At 73.9% G+C, this 13,748-nt stretch carries 13 protein-coding genes; 8 read left to right on the top strand and 5 right to left on the bottom strand.

Annotated features, from left to right (window positions below; genetic code table 11):
- Positions 1 to 24: 24 nt before the first annotated feature.
- Genes ACWDBE_RS03405 through ACWDBE_RS03395 form a run of 3 tightly spaced genes read right to left on the bottom strand, consistent with a single transcriptional unit; the run spans position 25 to position 3,611 of the window.
- Complete coding sequence (locus ACWDBE_RS03405) at positions 25 to 360, bottom strand: DUF2252 family protein (RefSeq protein ID WP_449807183.1); 336 nt, start codon at positions 358 to 360, stop codon at positions 25 to 27.
- Positions 357 to 1,769: an MFS transporter gene (locus tag ACWDBE_RS03400; RefSeq protein WP_449807092.1), complete on the bottom strand. Its 1,413-nt coding sequence runs from the start codon at positions 1,767 to 1,769 to the stop codon at positions 357 to 359. Before ACWDBE_RS03400 ends, ACWDBE_RS03405 begins: the two co-directional genes overlap by 4 nt.
- A 12-nt stretch (positions 1,770 to 1,781) precedes the next feature.
- The gene (locus ACWDBE_RS03395) at positions 1,782 to 3,611 is read right to left on the bottom strand and encodes a glycoside hydrolase family 15 protein (RefSeq protein ID WP_449787607.1); all 1,830 of its coding nucleotides are present in this window, start codon (positions 3,609 to 3,611) and stop codon (positions 1,782 to 1,784) included.
- A gap of 267 nt (positions 3,612 to 3,878) precedes the next feature.
- Between ACWDBE_RS03395 and ACWDBE_RS03390 the strand changes: the two genes are divergently transcribed.
- Positions 3,879 to 4,400: a hypothetical protein gene (locus ACWDBE_RS03390; RefSeq protein WP_449807091.1), complete on the top strand. Its 522-nt coding sequence runs from the start codon at positions 3,879 to 3,881 to the stop codon at positions 4,398 to 4,400.
- Positions 4,401 to 4,454: 54 nt separating this feature from the next.
- Here ACWDBE_RS03390 and ACWDBE_RS03385 read toward each other — a convergent pair whose 3' ends face one another.
- A complete protein-coding gene (locus tag ACWDBE_RS03385) occupies positions 4,455 to 4,742 on the bottom strand; it encodes an SHOCT domain-containing protein (protein WP_449787605.1) in 288 nt (95 codons plus the stop codon).
- A gap of 21 nt (positions 4,743 to 4,763) precedes the next feature.
- Positions 4,764 to 5,276, bottom strand: coding sequence for a DUF6325 family protein (locus tag ACWDBE_RS03380; protein WP_449807090.1), 513 nt, complete (start codon positions 5,274 to 5,276; stop codon positions 4,764 to 4,766).
- A 471-nt stretch (positions 5,277 to 5,747) separates the two neighbouring features.
- Here ACWDBE_RS03380 and ACWDBE_RS03375 point away from each other — a divergent pair, with 471 nt between their 5' ends.
- From ACWDBE_RS03375 to ACWDBE_RS03345, 7 genes are all read left to right on the top strand, one after another.
- Complete coding sequence (locus tag ACWDBE_RS03375) at positions 5,748 to 6,959, top strand: hypothetical protein (protein ID WP_449807089.1); 1,212 nt, start codon at positions 5,748 to 5,750, stop codon at positions 6,957 to 6,959.
- A 164-nt stretch (positions 6,960 to 7,123) separates the two neighbouring features.
- On the top strand, positions 7,124 to 7,558 hold the full coding sequence (locus ACWDBE_RS03370; RefSeq protein ID WP_449787602.1) for a DUF7144 family membrane protein: 435 nt from the start codon (positions 7,124 to 7,126) through the stop codon (positions 7,556 to 7,558).
- A gap of 417 nt (positions 7,559 to 7,975) precedes the next feature.
- Positions 7,976 to 9,241 carry a helix-turn-helix domain-containing protein gene (locus ACWDBE_RS03365; protein WP_449807088.1) on the top strand — a complete coding sequence of 422 codons (1,266 nt, stop codon included), beginning with the start codon at positions 7,976 to 7,978 and terminating at the stop codon, positions 9,239 to 9,241.
- Positions 9,242 to 9,460: 219 nt separating this feature from the next.
- On the top strand, positions 9,461 to 9,904 hold the full coding sequence (locus ACWDBE_RS03360) for a cobalamin B12-binding domain-containing protein (protein WP_449787600.1): 444 nt from the start codon (positions 9,461 to 9,463) through the stop codon (positions 9,902 to 9,904).
- Positions 9,905 to 9,990: 86 nt separating this feature from the next.
- Positions 9,991 to 11,307, top strand: coding sequence for a methylaspartate mutase (locus ACWDBE_RS03355; protein WP_449807087.1), 1,317 nt, complete (start codon positions 9,991 to 9,993; stop codon positions 11,305 to 11,307).
- Positions 11,308 to 11,419: 112 nt separating this feature from the next.
- The gene (locus tag ACWDBE_RS03350) at positions 11,420 to 12,412 is read left to right on the top strand and encodes an asparagine synthetase A (RefSeq protein ID WP_449787598.1); all 993 of its coding nucleotides are present in this window, start codon (positions 11,420 to 11,422) and stop codon (positions 12,410 to 12,412) included.
- Positions 12,409 to 13,707 carry a glutamate synthase-related protein gene (locus tag ACWDBE_RS03345; protein ID WP_449807086.1) on the top strand — a complete coding sequence of 433 codons (1,299 nt, stop codon included), beginning with the start codon at positions 12,409 to 12,411 and terminating at the stop codon, positions 13,705 to 13,707. Before ACWDBE_RS03350 ends, ACWDBE_RS03345 begins: the two co-directional genes overlap by 4 nt.
- The last annotated feature ends 41 nt before the right edge of the window (positions 13,708 to 13,748 follow it).

Here is a 13,748-nt window from a genome sequence, read left to right as displayed (position 1 = left end):
GGCCGTCCCGCCGCCGGGGCCGGCTCACACGCCGGGCCGCGCGCTGATCCGGCCGTTGTCGATCGCGGCGGTGAGCGCGGCGTGGTCGGCGTCGGTCCGGTCGGCGTAGGCGATGGCGAAGTCGGCGATGGCGCGGTCGAAGACGTCGCCGGAGCCGAGGTACGCGGTGATGGCGACGCGGTCCCCGGTACGCGCGTGCCCGTGCGCGAGGGCGCTGCCGCACAGCTCGGCGTACCGGTCCAGCAGGTCCACCGGCATGCCGTCGACGACGGCGGAGCCCTTCATGTCGCGCAGTTGGCGCCAGTAGAACTCGTGGCCGCCGGGGCCGGTGGAACCTTCGGGGGCCTCCTTCTGGTTCAGCGGCCTGGGCCGGTTGCGGGGGTGCCCGCCGCGCCGGGCCGGTCGTGCGGCAGGAACAGCGCCGCGCAGAGTCCGGCCAGGCCGCAGAGGGCGAGGACGGCCATGGCCGCCGCGTAGCCGTTGCGAGTGAGCTCCGAGACCAGGATGGTTCCGGCGATCGCGGTGCCCAGCGAGGAGCCGAGGTTGGAGATGCTGCGGGAGAGGCCGGAGATCTCGCCCTGACGGCTGTCGGGGAAGGCGGACTGCACGATGTTGACCGAGGGCGTGAGCATCAGGCCGATGCCCAGCCCGATCAGCAGCAGGCCGGGGGTGAACGCCCAGACGTCGTCGACGGCGCGGACCAGGAGCAGCAGCACGGCGATGCCGACGGTGGTGAGCGCGAAGCCCGCGAGGACCAGGGTGCGCTGGGAGCGGCGCTCGGCCAGGCGCTCGGCGGCGAGCGAGGTGGCGAGCAGGCCGAGGGTGGCGGCGGTGAAGACGCCTCCGGTGGCGATGGCGCTGTAGCCGCGCACGACCTGGAGGTAGGCGCCGACGGTGAACGAGACGCCCATCAGGACGAGCCACTGGGCGTTCTGGGTGATGAGGCCCAGGTTGGAGGTGCGGTTGTGGAACAGGCTGGTGGCCAGCAGCGGTTCGCGTCCGGCGCGTTCCAGCCGGCGGATCCAGCGGAAGAAGCCGGCCAGCACGGCGGCGCCGGCGAGCAGCAGCGCGATCATCAGCCAGGTGTTGTTGTCGGCGGCGAGGATGCCGGTGACCAGCAGGACCAGCCCGGCGGCGGACAGGACGGCGCCGACGGTGTCGAACGGCCGGTCCGGGTCGGCGGGGAGCGGGTCCTCCAGCTTGCGGGTGAGGAAGAGGACCAGGGCCACGATCACGGCCTGGAAGGCGAAGTTGGCCCGCCAGTCGATGGCCGTGGTGAGCAGGCCGCCGAGGAGCGGTCCGGCCGCGGCGCCGATGCCGCCGAGGGCCATGATGGCGCCGAAGGCGCGGGCCCGGGCGGCCGTACCGGTGAACAGCAGGGTGGTCAGGATGTAGACCGGGGGGATCAGCAGGGCGGTGCCCACGCCCTCCAGCACGGAGTTGCCCAGGATGAGGACGCCGAGCCCCGGGGCGGCCGCGCTGAGCACGGCGCCGACGCCGTAGACGGTGAGACCGGCCATCAGGCAGCGCTTGCGGCCCCAGCGGTCGGTGAGTTTGCCGCCGGGGATCATCAGGGCGGCCATCACCAGCAGGAAGACGGTGATGGCGACCTGGACGCCCTGGACGCTGGTGTCCAGGTCCCGGCTGATGTCGTTGATCATCACGTTCATGCTGGAGCCGGCGAAGCTGCAGATGAACTGGGCCAGCGCCAGCGGCACCAGCACCTTGCGTCCGGCCGCGGTGGGGGCGGTGGCGACGGTGGAGGTCATCGCGTGTCCCCTTCAGGAGGTCCCGCGGCGGTCGAGTTCCTCGTCGAGGGCGAGCGCCGCGTCGATCAGTGCGAGGTGGGTGAACGCCTGGGGGAAGTTGCCCAGTTGCTCGCCGGAGGGGCCGATCTCCTCGGCGAACAGGCCGACGTGGTTGGCGTAGGTGAGCATCTTGTCGAACGCGTAGCGGGCCTGGGCGATCCGGCCGGCCCGGGCCAGGGCCTCGACGTAGAGGAACGTGCAGAGGTTGAAGGTGCCCTCGGAGCCCTTCAGGCCGTCGGGGGAGGCAGCGGGGTCGTAGCGGTAGACCAGGCTGTCCTGGACCAGTTCCCGGTCCATCGCGTCGAGGGTGGACAGCCAGGCCGGGTCGGTGGGGGAGAGGAAACCGACCTTGGGCATCAGCAGCAGCGAGGCGTCCAGGACATCGGTGCCGTAGTGCTGGGTGAAGGCCTCGCGTTCGGGGCTCCAGCCGCGTTGCACGATCTGGCGCAGGATGTCGTCGCGCTCCGAGCTCCAGCGGTCGACGTCCGCGGGGCGGGCGAACCGGAGGGCGAGCCGGATGGCGCGGTCGAAGGCGACCCAGCACATCAGGCGGCTGTAGGTGAAGTCCTGGCGTCCGCCGCGCGTCTCCCAGATGCCCTCGTCCGGGCGGTCCCACTGTTCGGTCAGCCAGTCCAGGAGCCCGCGGAACGCGGTCCAGCCGCGCAGCGCCCCCATGTCGCTCTCATCGGCGGCGAACGCGTAGGCGGCCTCGCCGTAGATGTCGAGCTGGAGCTGGTCGGCGGCGGCGTTCCCGGCGCGCACCGGGGAGGAGCGGCGGTAGCCCTCCCACTGGGTGAGGGACTCCTCGGTCAGGTGGGGGTCGCCGTCGACGCGGTACATGATCTGGAGCCGTTCGCCCCCGGAACCGGCGGCCTCGATCCGCTCCCGCACCCAGCGGCGGAAGGCGCGCGCCTCGTCGTTGAAGCCGAGGCTGATGAGGGTGTGCACGGAGAGCGAGGCGTCCCTGATCCAGGTGTAGCGGTAGTCCCAGTTTCGCTCCCCGCCGATCTGCTCCGGCAGCCCCATCGTCGCGGCGGCGATCAGCGCACCGGTCGGGTGGTAGCTGAGCAGCTTGAGCGTGATCGCCGAGCGGTCCACGATCTGGCGCCAACGTCCTTGGTAGGTCGATGACTTGAGCCATCCGTACCAGAACTTCCGGCAGGCCTCGAAGGCGGCGGCGTGCTCCGCCGCGGTGGGCGCGGCGGCAGGGGTGGCGTCCGGCGGCTGGGTCGTGAGCAGTACGGTGGCCGACTCGCCCGCGGCCAGGGTGAACGCCGCGGTCACGTCGGAGCCGTCGGGGCCGAGCGCGACGGGACCGGTGGTCTGCACGCACAGCTCCTGCTCCGGGCCCCGGAGCAGCGCGCAGTGTTCGTCCAGGAGGGTGAGCCCGTGAGGGGCCCGGCCGTAGTCGAAGCGCGGTCGGCACTCCAGCAGGAACGGCACCCGTCCGCGCACCACCCGGGCCGTGCGGACGATCCGGTGCCGGTCGCTCGGGGCCGAGGAGGTGTCGGGGAGCATGAAGTCGACGACCTCCGCCACCCCCTGCGGGGCGAGGAACCGGGTGACCAGAATGGCCGTGTCCGCGAGGTAGAGCTGTTTCACCTGCACGTCGGGCACCGCGTCCCGGTCGACGGCCAGCCTGCAGCGGCCGCCCTGGGCGTGGTCCAGCAGGGAGGCGAACAGGCTCGGGGAGTCGAAGCGGGGGGTGCACCACCAGTCGATGTCACCGCTGGTGGACACGAGCGCGGCGGTCTGCAGGTCGCCGATGATCCCGTGCTCGGCGATCGGAGGGTAGGGGCTCACGCGGACTCCTCGTGGACTCCTCGGTGGACGGCGAGGGGAACGACTTTCGCGGACGGCGGGGGAAACGACCTCCGCGGACGGCGGGGGAAACGACCTTTCCCCACGCTACGAGCGTCGGCCGGACTCCGGATCACCCGGCGTGGGTGACCGCGCCGACGCGCCGGAACCCGGAACGCGGGCGATGATGGCCGCAACGGGCCCATCGGACGCGGGACCCGGTCGTGGGACCCATCGGACGTGTTCGAGGGGATGACGGGAGCAGGCGTCATGACCACCTCGCGCAGTCGTACCCCCGCCCCGGGCGAACCGGCCCCGGCCGGAATCCGGCCCCGGACCGACTACGCCGGCGCGGTGTACGGTTCGATGCTCGCCGCCTCCGTGATCGCGGCCGCCAGCCTCAACGAACCGCACCCCAGGCTGTCGCTCATCCTGCTGCTGGTGATCACCGGGTTGGTGTTCTGGGCCGCCCACGTCTACGCGCGCGTGGCCGGAGAGCGTGAGGCCGGCCGGCAGGTCACCCGGCGCCAGGTGCGCGAGGTGGGCCGGCACGAGTGGCCGCTCGTCGAGGCGTCGGCGCTGCCCGCCCTGGCGGTGCTGGTCAGCCCGTGGCTGGGGGCGGGGGAGAACGCCTGGCTCGCCCTCGGCGTCGCCGTGGCGCAGCAGGTGGCCTGGGCGGCGCTGGGCGCCCGCCGGGCGGGCGCCTCACCCGGCCAGATCGCTGCCGAGGGGGCGGTCAACCTGCTGCTGGGTCTGGTGATCGTGGCGGCCAAGGTCGCGGTGGGGCACTGAACCACCCTCTGCGGGTGACCGCCGGTGTGCCGAGGGCGCTGTGCGCGGACGGTGCTATGCGGCGAGGAGCCGCTGCTTCTGTGCGGTGAACTCCTCCTCGGTGAGGACACCCTGGTCCCGCAGCTGCGCCAACTGCTGCAGCTGGGCGATCTTCTGGTCCATGCCCGCCGGGGCGGGCGCGGCAGGAGCGGCGGGAGCCGGTGGCGGGGGCGGCGCGGGTTCGGCCACCACGTCCTGTTGGGCCCAGCGGCCCGCCTGGCGACGGGACACCCGGTTGGACACGGCGGTCGCCGTGCCGGCGACGACGGCGGTGCGCGCGACACCGCGCAGCAGACCTGGCATGGTTCGTTCTCCTCTCGGCGGTCACCCGGTGGCGGACGTTCCGGAGCCGGAGCCGTCCGACGCGTCCGTCCCGTCGTTCCCGTCGTTTCCTTCGGTACTGTCCAGCGCGTCCAGGGAGCGCAGCAGATCCTGCATCGGCACCCGGCCGCTGGCGACCACCTGGGCGCCGCCGCGGCGCAGGGCCGCGGCGAACGGCGCGGCCCAGGCGTTCTCGTAGATGAGCACGCCGGCCGAGTTGCCGGGCTCGATGACCCCGGCGGCCTCGCTCAGGTCGTCCTCGTCGAGCAGGCCCGATCCGGCGCCCTCGAAGAGGGCCAGGTCCAGTCGGCCGTCCCCGTCGAAGTCGGCGATCTCCATGCCCACGACGGTGCCGTCGGTGTCCTTGCGTACGAACGCGAAGTCCAGGATGCGGATCAGACCCCGGTCCACCAGGTCGATCAGCAGTGGGAGTGCTTCGCCGGTCATCCGGTTGCCGGGGAACTCGACCACCAGGTAGTCGATGGGCCCGGTCTCGGCGAGGGCGTCCTCGGTCATGGTGGTGTTCCCTTCCACGTGGAGTCCCTCGCCCGGCCCGTCGGGTCGGTCCGTTCGGTCTGCCGGGCAGGGCGCTGCTTCCGACGCTAGGGGCCGCCGCCGGGTCCGCGGATCACCTGCCCGGGGTGAGGAACGGCCCGGTGTCGGGTGCGTTCCGGGCCGGCCGGTCCGGAACGCACCTCGTCCGGGCGGCCCAGCCCGGCGTGCCGGGCGGGGGGCGTTGCGGCGTGAATGGTGTCCAGCGGTGCCATGGCCGCGTGGCGAGTGCCGGGAGAGCCGTTGAACGGACCGAGTGAACCCCAGCCGTCCGAGCCCCAGCCGTCCGAGCGTCCGACGGGCGGGCCCCAGCCGTCCGGGCCCCTGCCAGGCGAGCCCCCGGCGTCCGGGCCCCCGCCAGGGGACGGGCCTCCGACAGGCGGCGGCAGCGCCCCCGCGGGGCCCGGGCACCGCCCCCGGGCGGGCCGGATCGTCATGAGCACCGTGTCGGCCGTGCTGATCACGCTGACCTGCATCCTGGTGCCGGTCTCGCTGCTCACCGTCTGGTTGCACGACATCGCGCTGGACACCGACCGGTACGTCAGCACGGTCGCGCCTCTGGCGAGGAACCCCGCGGTCCAGGACGCCGCGGTCCACCGGATCACCGAGGCGGTGGACGTGAGGGTGAACGGCCCGGAGGTCGCCTCCGATCTGGCCGGCTGGCTGCAGTCGCAGGGGCTGCCGCCCCGGGCCGCGTCCGCCGTCAAGTCGCTGGGGCCCAAGATCGACGACGCGGTGGACCAGGTGGTCACCGCGGCGGCGACCAAGGTGGTGCGCAGCGACGCCTTCGACACCGTCTGGACCCAGGCGAACCGTGCCGCCCACGCGGCCGTGGTCCACGCCCTGACCGGACACGGCCGCGGCGCCGTCGAGGTCGGCGATGGCACGGTCACCCTCGACGTCGGCAAGGCCGTGGACCAGCTGAAGCAGGATCTGGTGGCCGCGGGCCTGACCCCGGCCGAGAAGATCCCGGAAGTGAACAAGCAGATGGTGCTGTTCCAGTCCGACGAGCTGGCCGAGGCCCGCGGTGCCGCGCACGCGCTGGACGTGCTGGGCAACTGGCTGCCGGTGATCACCGTGCTGCTCGGCCTGGTCGGCGTCCTGCTGGCGCGGCGCCGGCGCCGCGCCCTGGTGGCCACGGCGCTCGGAGCGGCCGGGGCCAGTCTGCTGGTGGCGATCGCCCTGGTGGTCGCCAGGCACTACTACCTGGACCACCTGCCGCCCGCCGTCCAGTCCCCGGACGCCGCGGCCGCGATCTTCGACACGCTGGTGAGGTTCCTGCGGGTCAGTCTGCGTACCGCGATCGTCCTGGGCGTGGTGGTGGCGCTCGGCGCCTACCTCTCAGGGGCGGGCCGCCTGCCGCGCGCCGTGCGCGGCCGGGCGGACCACGCCGCGGACTCGGTCGCCCGGTGGAGCGGTGCGCACGGCGTGCACACCGGTCGGGCCGGTACCTGGACCGACGCCCACCGCCGCTGGCTCGTCCTCGCGGCGCTGCTGATCGTCGCCCTGGTGTTCGCTCTCTGGAACCACCCGACGGTGCTGACCGTGCTGCTGCTCGCCCTCGTGCTCCTCGCCGTCCTCGCCGTGCTGGCGCTGCTCGCCGCCTCCGGACGGGTCGGGGCCGGGAGTCCGCGGGACGAGGACTGAGGGAACCCCACGTGGTCGTACGGGGCGGCGGGCACGCTCCGCAGCCGCCGCCGGATCCGTGCGAACGACAGGACCGGGATCCGGCTCTACCGTGAACGTAGGACTTCTGTTCCACCCTCCCGCCCACCGCGGCCCGCGAGGCGGTTGCCATCGAAGGAGTCACCATGACCAGCAGCGTCAGTGGAGTCGGCAGTAGCCAGATCCCCCAGCCCCAGCGGCATCCCTATGCGTCCGGATGGACCATCTTCGCCGGGGTCATGCTGATCACCGGCGGTCTCATGGCGGTTTTCGAGGGGATCTCCTCGATCGCCAAGGACGACCTGGTCGTCGTCACCCGCAACTACGTGTACTCGATGAACACCGCGGGGTGGGGGTGGATCCACCTGATCATCGGTGTCCTCATCGTGGTGGCGGGTGTCGCGGTCTTCAGCGGCGCCCTGTGGGCCCGCATCTTCGGTGTGGCCGTCGCCTCGCTGGGAATCATCGCCAACTTCCTGTGGCTGCCGTACTACCCGGCGTGGGCCGCCATTCTGATCGGGATCGACGCCCTGGTCATCTGGGCGCTGTGCGTCGGCGGCCTCAGGCAGGCGGCCGAGTGACCTCCCGGGACGCCTGGCGCTGATCGCGCTACCGGCCCGGATCCCGGCACCCGTCGGGGTCCGGGCCGCCGCGTGTCCGCCGGTCGCACCGGTCGCGTGCCTGCCGGGTGCCGGTCGCGCCCGTCGGGTGACCGGGCCGCCGGCGCCGCGTCGGACGTACCGAAACGGACTGTGAGGCCCGGGTGAAGGTCGTGGGTAGGGCCGGTGATCGGCCGTTGATCGGGCGTAGACGGCGAGCCTGGAGCATCGGGAACCGGAGGGAGCCGGTCGGAGGCCACAGCCTGGACACGGGTCCCGTACGGCCGGACCACGGCCGAACGGGACCCGGCGCTGACGCCGCCACCGGCCCCGACACCAGGAGGAGTCCGGACCACGAAGGGCAGACGAGGCATGGACGGCGGGCAGTCGGTGCAAGCGGTGAGAACGGCGGCGGTCTTCGGCGAGCTGCTGCGGCTACGGCGCGAGCGGATCGGGCTGACCCAGCAGTGCCTGGCCGACCACGCGACCCTGAGCGTGCGGGCGATCCGGGACATGGAGAGCGGCCGGGTGCGCAGGCCCCGCAACGAGACCGTCCGGCTGCTCGCGGACGCCCTGCGGCTGGAGGGCCGCAGCCGGGCCGACTTCGAGGAGGCCGCCCGCCGGCACCCGCTCGCCGACGAGCCGGTGGCCGCGCCGGCCGCCCCGCCGGTGGCGCGCGGGGCGATCGTCGGCCGGGAGATGGAGGCCGAGGTGCTGGCCGACGCCTTCGCCGTGCACGGCGACCGGCTGGTCTCGCTGGTGGGCCTCGGCGGAGTGGGCAAGACCCGGCTCGCCCTGGAGGTCGCCCGCCGGCTGCATCTGGCCGTCCGCTGGTCGGTGCGCTGGGTGGACTGCGGCGGCGGCCCGCACCCCTGGCGCGCGCCGCTGGACGACCTCGTCCGCGACCTCGGCGACCGGCCCGCCCTGCTGGTCCTGGACGGCGCCGACGGCGGGGTGGACGCCGGGCAGCTGGACGGGCTGTTCCACCACTGCCCCGGGCTGCGGGTGCTGATCACCGCCCGGCAGGCCAGGCCGCTGCCCGGCGGCCAGGTCATCCCGCTCGCGCCGCTGCCCGTCCCGGCTCCCGAACTCGACGCCGAGCCGGAGGCGTTGGCGCAGGTCGGAGCCGTCCGGCTGCTGCTCTCGCACCTGTGCCGGCTGCGCCCCGGCTACACCCTGGAGCGCTCCGAGGCACCCGCCGTCGCGGAGCTCTGCCGCCGCCTCGACGGCCTGCCCGGCGCGTTGGAGCGGGCGGCGGGGTGGGCGCTGGTGCAGTCCACCGCCCAGCTGGTGGCCCGGCTGGGGGCGGTCCCGTTCACCCTGGCCGCGCCGCCGGTGGTGTTCGGCGCGCGCGGTGACCTGCGGGACGAGGTGGAGCCCGCGATCCGGTGCCTGACTGACCGTCAGCGCGCTCTGCTGGAGGTATTGGTGGACGAACCGGGGGAGTGGTCGGGGGAGGACGCGGTGGTCCGCAGCGGCTGGGCGCTGCAGACCTGCCTCGCCACGGTGCACGAACTGCTGTCGCGCGGGCTGATCCGCAGCGTGCCCGCCCGGGACGGCGTGCGCTTCACGGTGCTCAACCTGTGCCGGCGCCTCGTCCGGGAGGAGCCCGGGGTCCGGCTCGGGTCGGGAGGGGACGTCCCGCTGCTGGCCGTCGCGGGCTGACCGTCGGGGCCGGCTGTCGCCGGCCGACCGCGACGCGTCGGCAGGCTGCCGACTCCGCCGACTCCGCCGACTCTGCCCACTGCGCCGATTCTGCCGCTTAATGCCGCAGGAGCTGCCGCTTGCCCGGCCCGATCGTTCCTAGCGTTCTCCGTGGGGCCGGACCACCGCGAGGGGCGCGCCGGAACGCCATCGACGATCTCTACCGATGAGGGCTGAGTTGTGGAGCACGGGAACGCCGAACAGAACGGTCTGGCCGTCGTCGTGACGACGACCGCCTCGGATTCGCACACCTGGAACCTGGTGTTCCTCCAGGTCCTGCTGGAGGAGATGGGCCACCGGGTGACGAATCTGGGCGCCTGTGTCCCGGACGCGCTGCTGCTCTCCGAATGCCGCCGGATCGAACCGGACCTGATCGTGATCAGCAGCGTCAACGGGCACGGCCACCAGGAGGGCCTGCGGGTGATCGAGGCCCTCCGTGCCTGCCCGGAGCTGCGGCGCACCCCGACCGTCATCGGCGGCAAGCTCGGCATCGCCGGAGCCGATGACCCGGACCGCGAGGGGGAGTTGCTGGCGGCCGGCTTCGACGCGGTCTTCGAGGAGGGCGCGGCGGTGGCCGGGTTCCGCGAGTTCGTCGCCGGGCTGCACTCCGGGGCCCTGCTGTGACGCGGCCGCTGGCGACCGGCCCTGCTGTGGCGGGGCCGCTGGCGACCGGCCCTGCTGTGACGGGGCCGCGTGCGATCGGCCCTGTCGTGGCGGTCCCGGCCCGGGCGGGCTTCGGCGCCTTCGTGGCACAGGCCGCCGAGGCCGGCGCCCTGGTGGTCCAGCCCCGGATGGGCATGGCGGAGGCGGCCCGGATGCGGGCGGGCCTGCTGGCCACCCGGGACGCGGCCGCCGTCACCGTCGGCACCATCACCCTGGACAGCTACACCCGCACCGGCGACCTCGCGGCCGCGCGACGCGCCCTGGCCGCCGGGGCGGGTCTCAACGGCTACCCGATCGCCACCCACCCGGTCGACGTCACCCGGGAGGTGCTGCGCGGGGTGGCGGACGCGGGCTTCCCGGTGCAGGTCCGGCACGGCTCGGCCGCCCCGGAGCGGATCTTCCGCGCACTGCTGGCGGCCGGCCTGGACGCCACCGAGGGCGGGCCGGTCTCCTACTGTCTGCCGTACGGCCGCACCCCGCTCCACGAGTCGGTCGCCCGCTGGCGAACCAGCTGCGAACTCCTGGCGTCCACCAGGGAGTTCGGCGCCGAGCCGCACCTGGAGACCTTCGGCGGCTGCCTGATGGGCCAGCTCTGCCCGCCCTCGCTGCTGATCGCCGTCAGCGTGCTGGAGGCGCTGTTCTTCCGGGCGCACGGACTGCGCAGCATCTCGCTCAGCTACGCCCAGCAGGCCAACGCCCGCCAGGACGAGGAGGCGCTCGCCGCGCTCGGCCGGATCGCGGGGGAACTGCTCGCGGACGTCGACTGGCACCTCGTGGTGTACGCGTACATGGGCGTGTACCCGCGCTCGCCCGGCGGCGCGCGGCTGCTGCTGGAGGACGCGGCGCGGCTCTCGGTGCGCGGCGGCGCGGCCCGGCTGATCGTCAAGACCACGGCCGAGGCGCACCGGATCCCGACCGTCGCCGAGAACGTCCGGGCGCTGGAGGCGGCCGCCGCGGCTGCCACGGCGGAACGGGCCCGCCCGCGGCCCGCCGCGCCACCGGACACCGGGATCGAGGCCGAGGCCAGGGCGCTGATCGGGGCGGTGCTCGACCTGGACGCCGACGTCGGGCGCGCCCTGGTGCGGGCCTTCGCGGCCGGCTACCTGGACGTGCCGTACTGCCTCCACCCCGACAACGCCGGGCGGACGCGCAGCTCGCTGGGCCCGGACGGGCGGCTGCACTGGTCCGCGGTCGGCTCGATGCCGATCGCGGGACTCGGCGAGCGCGGCCGGACGCCGATCCTCGGCTCGGCCGGGCTGCTGGCCGCCCTCTCCCACGTCCAGCGCGGCTACGACGGCCGGGCCGAGTACGCGGCCGCGGCGGCGTCCGCGTCCGCTGCCCGTGGCCTGCCCGTGGCGCGCTGACCCTCCCGACCGGGCCCGCGCCGCCGCCGCTCCAGGTCGAACTGCCATACGCCCGATACCACTTCACGCCGAACGAGCACGGACACTCCCCGAGAGAAGAGGACCCCCGGCCATGCCCGACGCCACGCCCCTGCCCCCGACCGATCCGGGCCGCCACCTGACCGCACCGGCCACCCGTAGCGCGCTCCGGATCCAGCAGCAACTGCTCACCTCCGCCCGTGAGTTCCTGCGCGGCCGGGGCTTCACCGAGCTGCTGCCGCCGATCATCGGCCCGGTCACCGACCCCGGCGCGCGCGGCTCCAAGCAGGTGGACATCGACTACTACGGCCACCGCTACAAGCTGATGACCAGCGCGATCCTGTACAAGCAGGCCTCGCTGCTCGCCTTCGACAAGATCTTCTGCATCGCCCCGAACGTCCGGCTGGAGCCGCTGGAGACCGCCGGGACGAGCCGGCACCTGGCCGAGTTCCACCAGCTGGACGTGGAGGTCGCCGGCGCGAGCCGGGACGACGTCGTCCAGCTGGCCGAGGACCTGGTGGTGCACATGGTCGACGGCGTGCTGCGCGAGCTGCCCAAGGAGTTCGCCGAACTCGGCCGGGACCCGCAGGCGTTCGCCGAACTCCTGAAGGGCTCCTTCGGCCGGATCCGGCACGCCGAGGCGGTCGCCGAACTGCGCGGCATCGGACACCCGCAGAGCCCGGAGGCCGAACTCGACTGGGAGGGCGAGGCGTTGCTGTCCGCCCGGCGCGACCGGCCGTTCTTCGTCACCGACTATCCGAAGGGCTCGCGCGGCTTCTACGACCGCGAACACCCCCAGGACCCGGGCCTGCTGCGGAACTTCGACCTGCTCGTGCCCGAGGGCTACGGCGAGCTGTGCAGCGGCAGCCAGCGGACCAACGACTACGCGGAGATCATCACCCGGATGCGGGAGACCGGCGAGAACCCGCAGAAGTACCGCTGGTACCTGGACCTGGTGCGCGAGGGCGTGCCGGCCAGCGCGGGCTTCGGCATCGGGGTCGAGCGGCTCACCCGGTACGTCGCCGGGCTGGACGCCGTCTGGCAGGCCAGTGCGTTCCCGAAGCTCGCCGGGGTGGTGTCACCGTGAGGGAGCGCTGGGGGCACCCCCGGCCGGAGGCTGGGGGAGAGCTCACCGCACCCGGGTTCCCGGAGGAGGAGGTCCGGCGTCGGGCCCGCGTCGGGGCGGCCGCCGCGTTCCCGCCTGCCGAGGAGTACGGGCACGTGCTGTTCGGTGCCGGCGGGCCCGGGGAAGCGGCGTCCGCCGACGCCCTGGACGCTCTGCGGATCGTCCCGCCGCTGTTCCTGCCGCAGCGGCTCGCCAAGCTGATCGACCTCGGCCGCGAGCCCGACTACCGGGACGTCGAACTCGCCACCACCATCGGCGCGTTCGCCTCGGCAATGCCGGTGTACGTCTCCGCGACCGGATCCACCCGGGCGGCCGGCGGCGACCTCGGGCTGGCCCTGAGCCGGCAGGCCGGGGCGCTCGGGATCCCGATGGTGATCGGCGAGAACGTGGTGCCGGTCAACGGCTACGGCCGGCTCGGCGAGGCCGCAGACCGTACGCTGCTCGGCCGGCTGCGCGCCTACGCCGAGGAACTGCCGGACGGGCTCGGCGGCGTGGCCGTCCAGCAGAGCACCGAGGACGCCGACGCCGAGGTGTGGAACCTCGTCCACAGCGATCCGGCGGCCCTGCCGCTGCTCGAGTCCGGGCGACTGGCCTTCGAGTTGAAGGTCGGCCAGGGCGCCAAGCCGGGGCTCGGCGGGATGACCGTGCTGGACGCGGACGCCGCCGCCGCGCTCGGCGACCGCTTCGGTCTTGACCCGCTGTTCGGCGACGGCCGGGTGCTGCGCGCCGCCACCCCGGGCACCTTCACCGCGGAGATCCTGCGCCAGCAGATCCGGCTGATGCGCAACAACTACCCGCGGGTGCGGATCTGGGTGAAGCTCTACCCCGGCCGGGACGTGGCCGAGGCCGCCCGGGTGGCGCACGAGGCCGGAGCGGACGCCGTCGTGGTGGACGGCGCGGAGGGCGGCACCGGCTGGGCGCCGGGGGTGTTCCTGCCGCATGTCGGTCTGCCGCTCGCGGAGTGCCTGCGCCGGCTGGCGGGCGCGCCGCCGCCCTCCCTGCTGGTCTCCGGGCGGATCTGGGAAGGCGCCCGGGCGGTCAAGAGCCTGGCGCTGGGGGCCCGCGCGGTGGGCCTCGGCCGGGCGGCGCTGCTCGCCGTCGCCGAGGACCGGGAATCCGGGCTCCGCCGTTTCGTGGAATGCCTGGCGCTGGAGCTCCGGCTGCTGATCAGTTCGCTCGGGAAGTACACTCCCGAGGCCCTGGGCCGGGAAGATGTCTGGTCCCCGGGGAATCCCTTCGCCGTCTCCGGCCGGTAGCCCTGGCCTGCTCGGGAAGCGGCCGGTGAAACTGCCGATTT

The organism is Kitasatospora sp. NPDC001132, from assembly GCF_053598415.1.
Note: the sequence above shows the minus strand (reverse complement) of the source record. Positions and strands in the feature narration are given on the sequence as shown.

What these genes read in the sequence shown, in the direction of transcription:
- ACWDBE_RS03375 (WP_449807089.1), top strand. Translation starts at nt 5,748, where the DNA reads ATGAGCACCGTGTCGGCCGTGCTGATCACGCTGACCTGCATCCTGGTG.
- ACWDBE_RS03350 (WP_449787598.1), top strand. Translation starts at nt 11,420, where the DNA reads ATGCCCGACGCCACGCCCCTGCCCCCGACCGATCCGGGCCGCCACCTG.
- ACWDBE_RS03400 (WP_449807092.1), bottom strand. Translation starts at nt 1,769, where the DNA reads ATGACCTCCACCGTCGCCACCGCCCCCACCGCGGCCGGACGCAAGGTG.
- ACWDBE_RS03390 (WP_449807091.1), top strand. Translation starts at nt 3,879, where the DNA reads ATGACCACCTCGCGCAGTCGTACCCCCGCCCCGGGCGAACCGGCCCCG.
- ACWDBE_RS03380 (WP_449807090.1), bottom strand. Translation starts at nt 5,276, where the DNA reads ATGACCGAGGACGCCCTCGCCGAGACCGGGCCCATCGACTACCTGGTG.
- ACWDBE_RS03370 (WP_449787602.1), top strand. Translation starts at nt 7,124, where the DNA reads ATGACCAGCAGCGTCAGTGGAGTCGGCAGTAGCCAGATCCCCCAGCCC.
- ACWDBE_RS03385 (WP_449787605.1), bottom strand. Translation starts at nt 4,742, where the DNA reads ATGCCAGGTCTGCTGCGCGGTGTCGCGCGCACCGCCGTCGTCGCCGGC.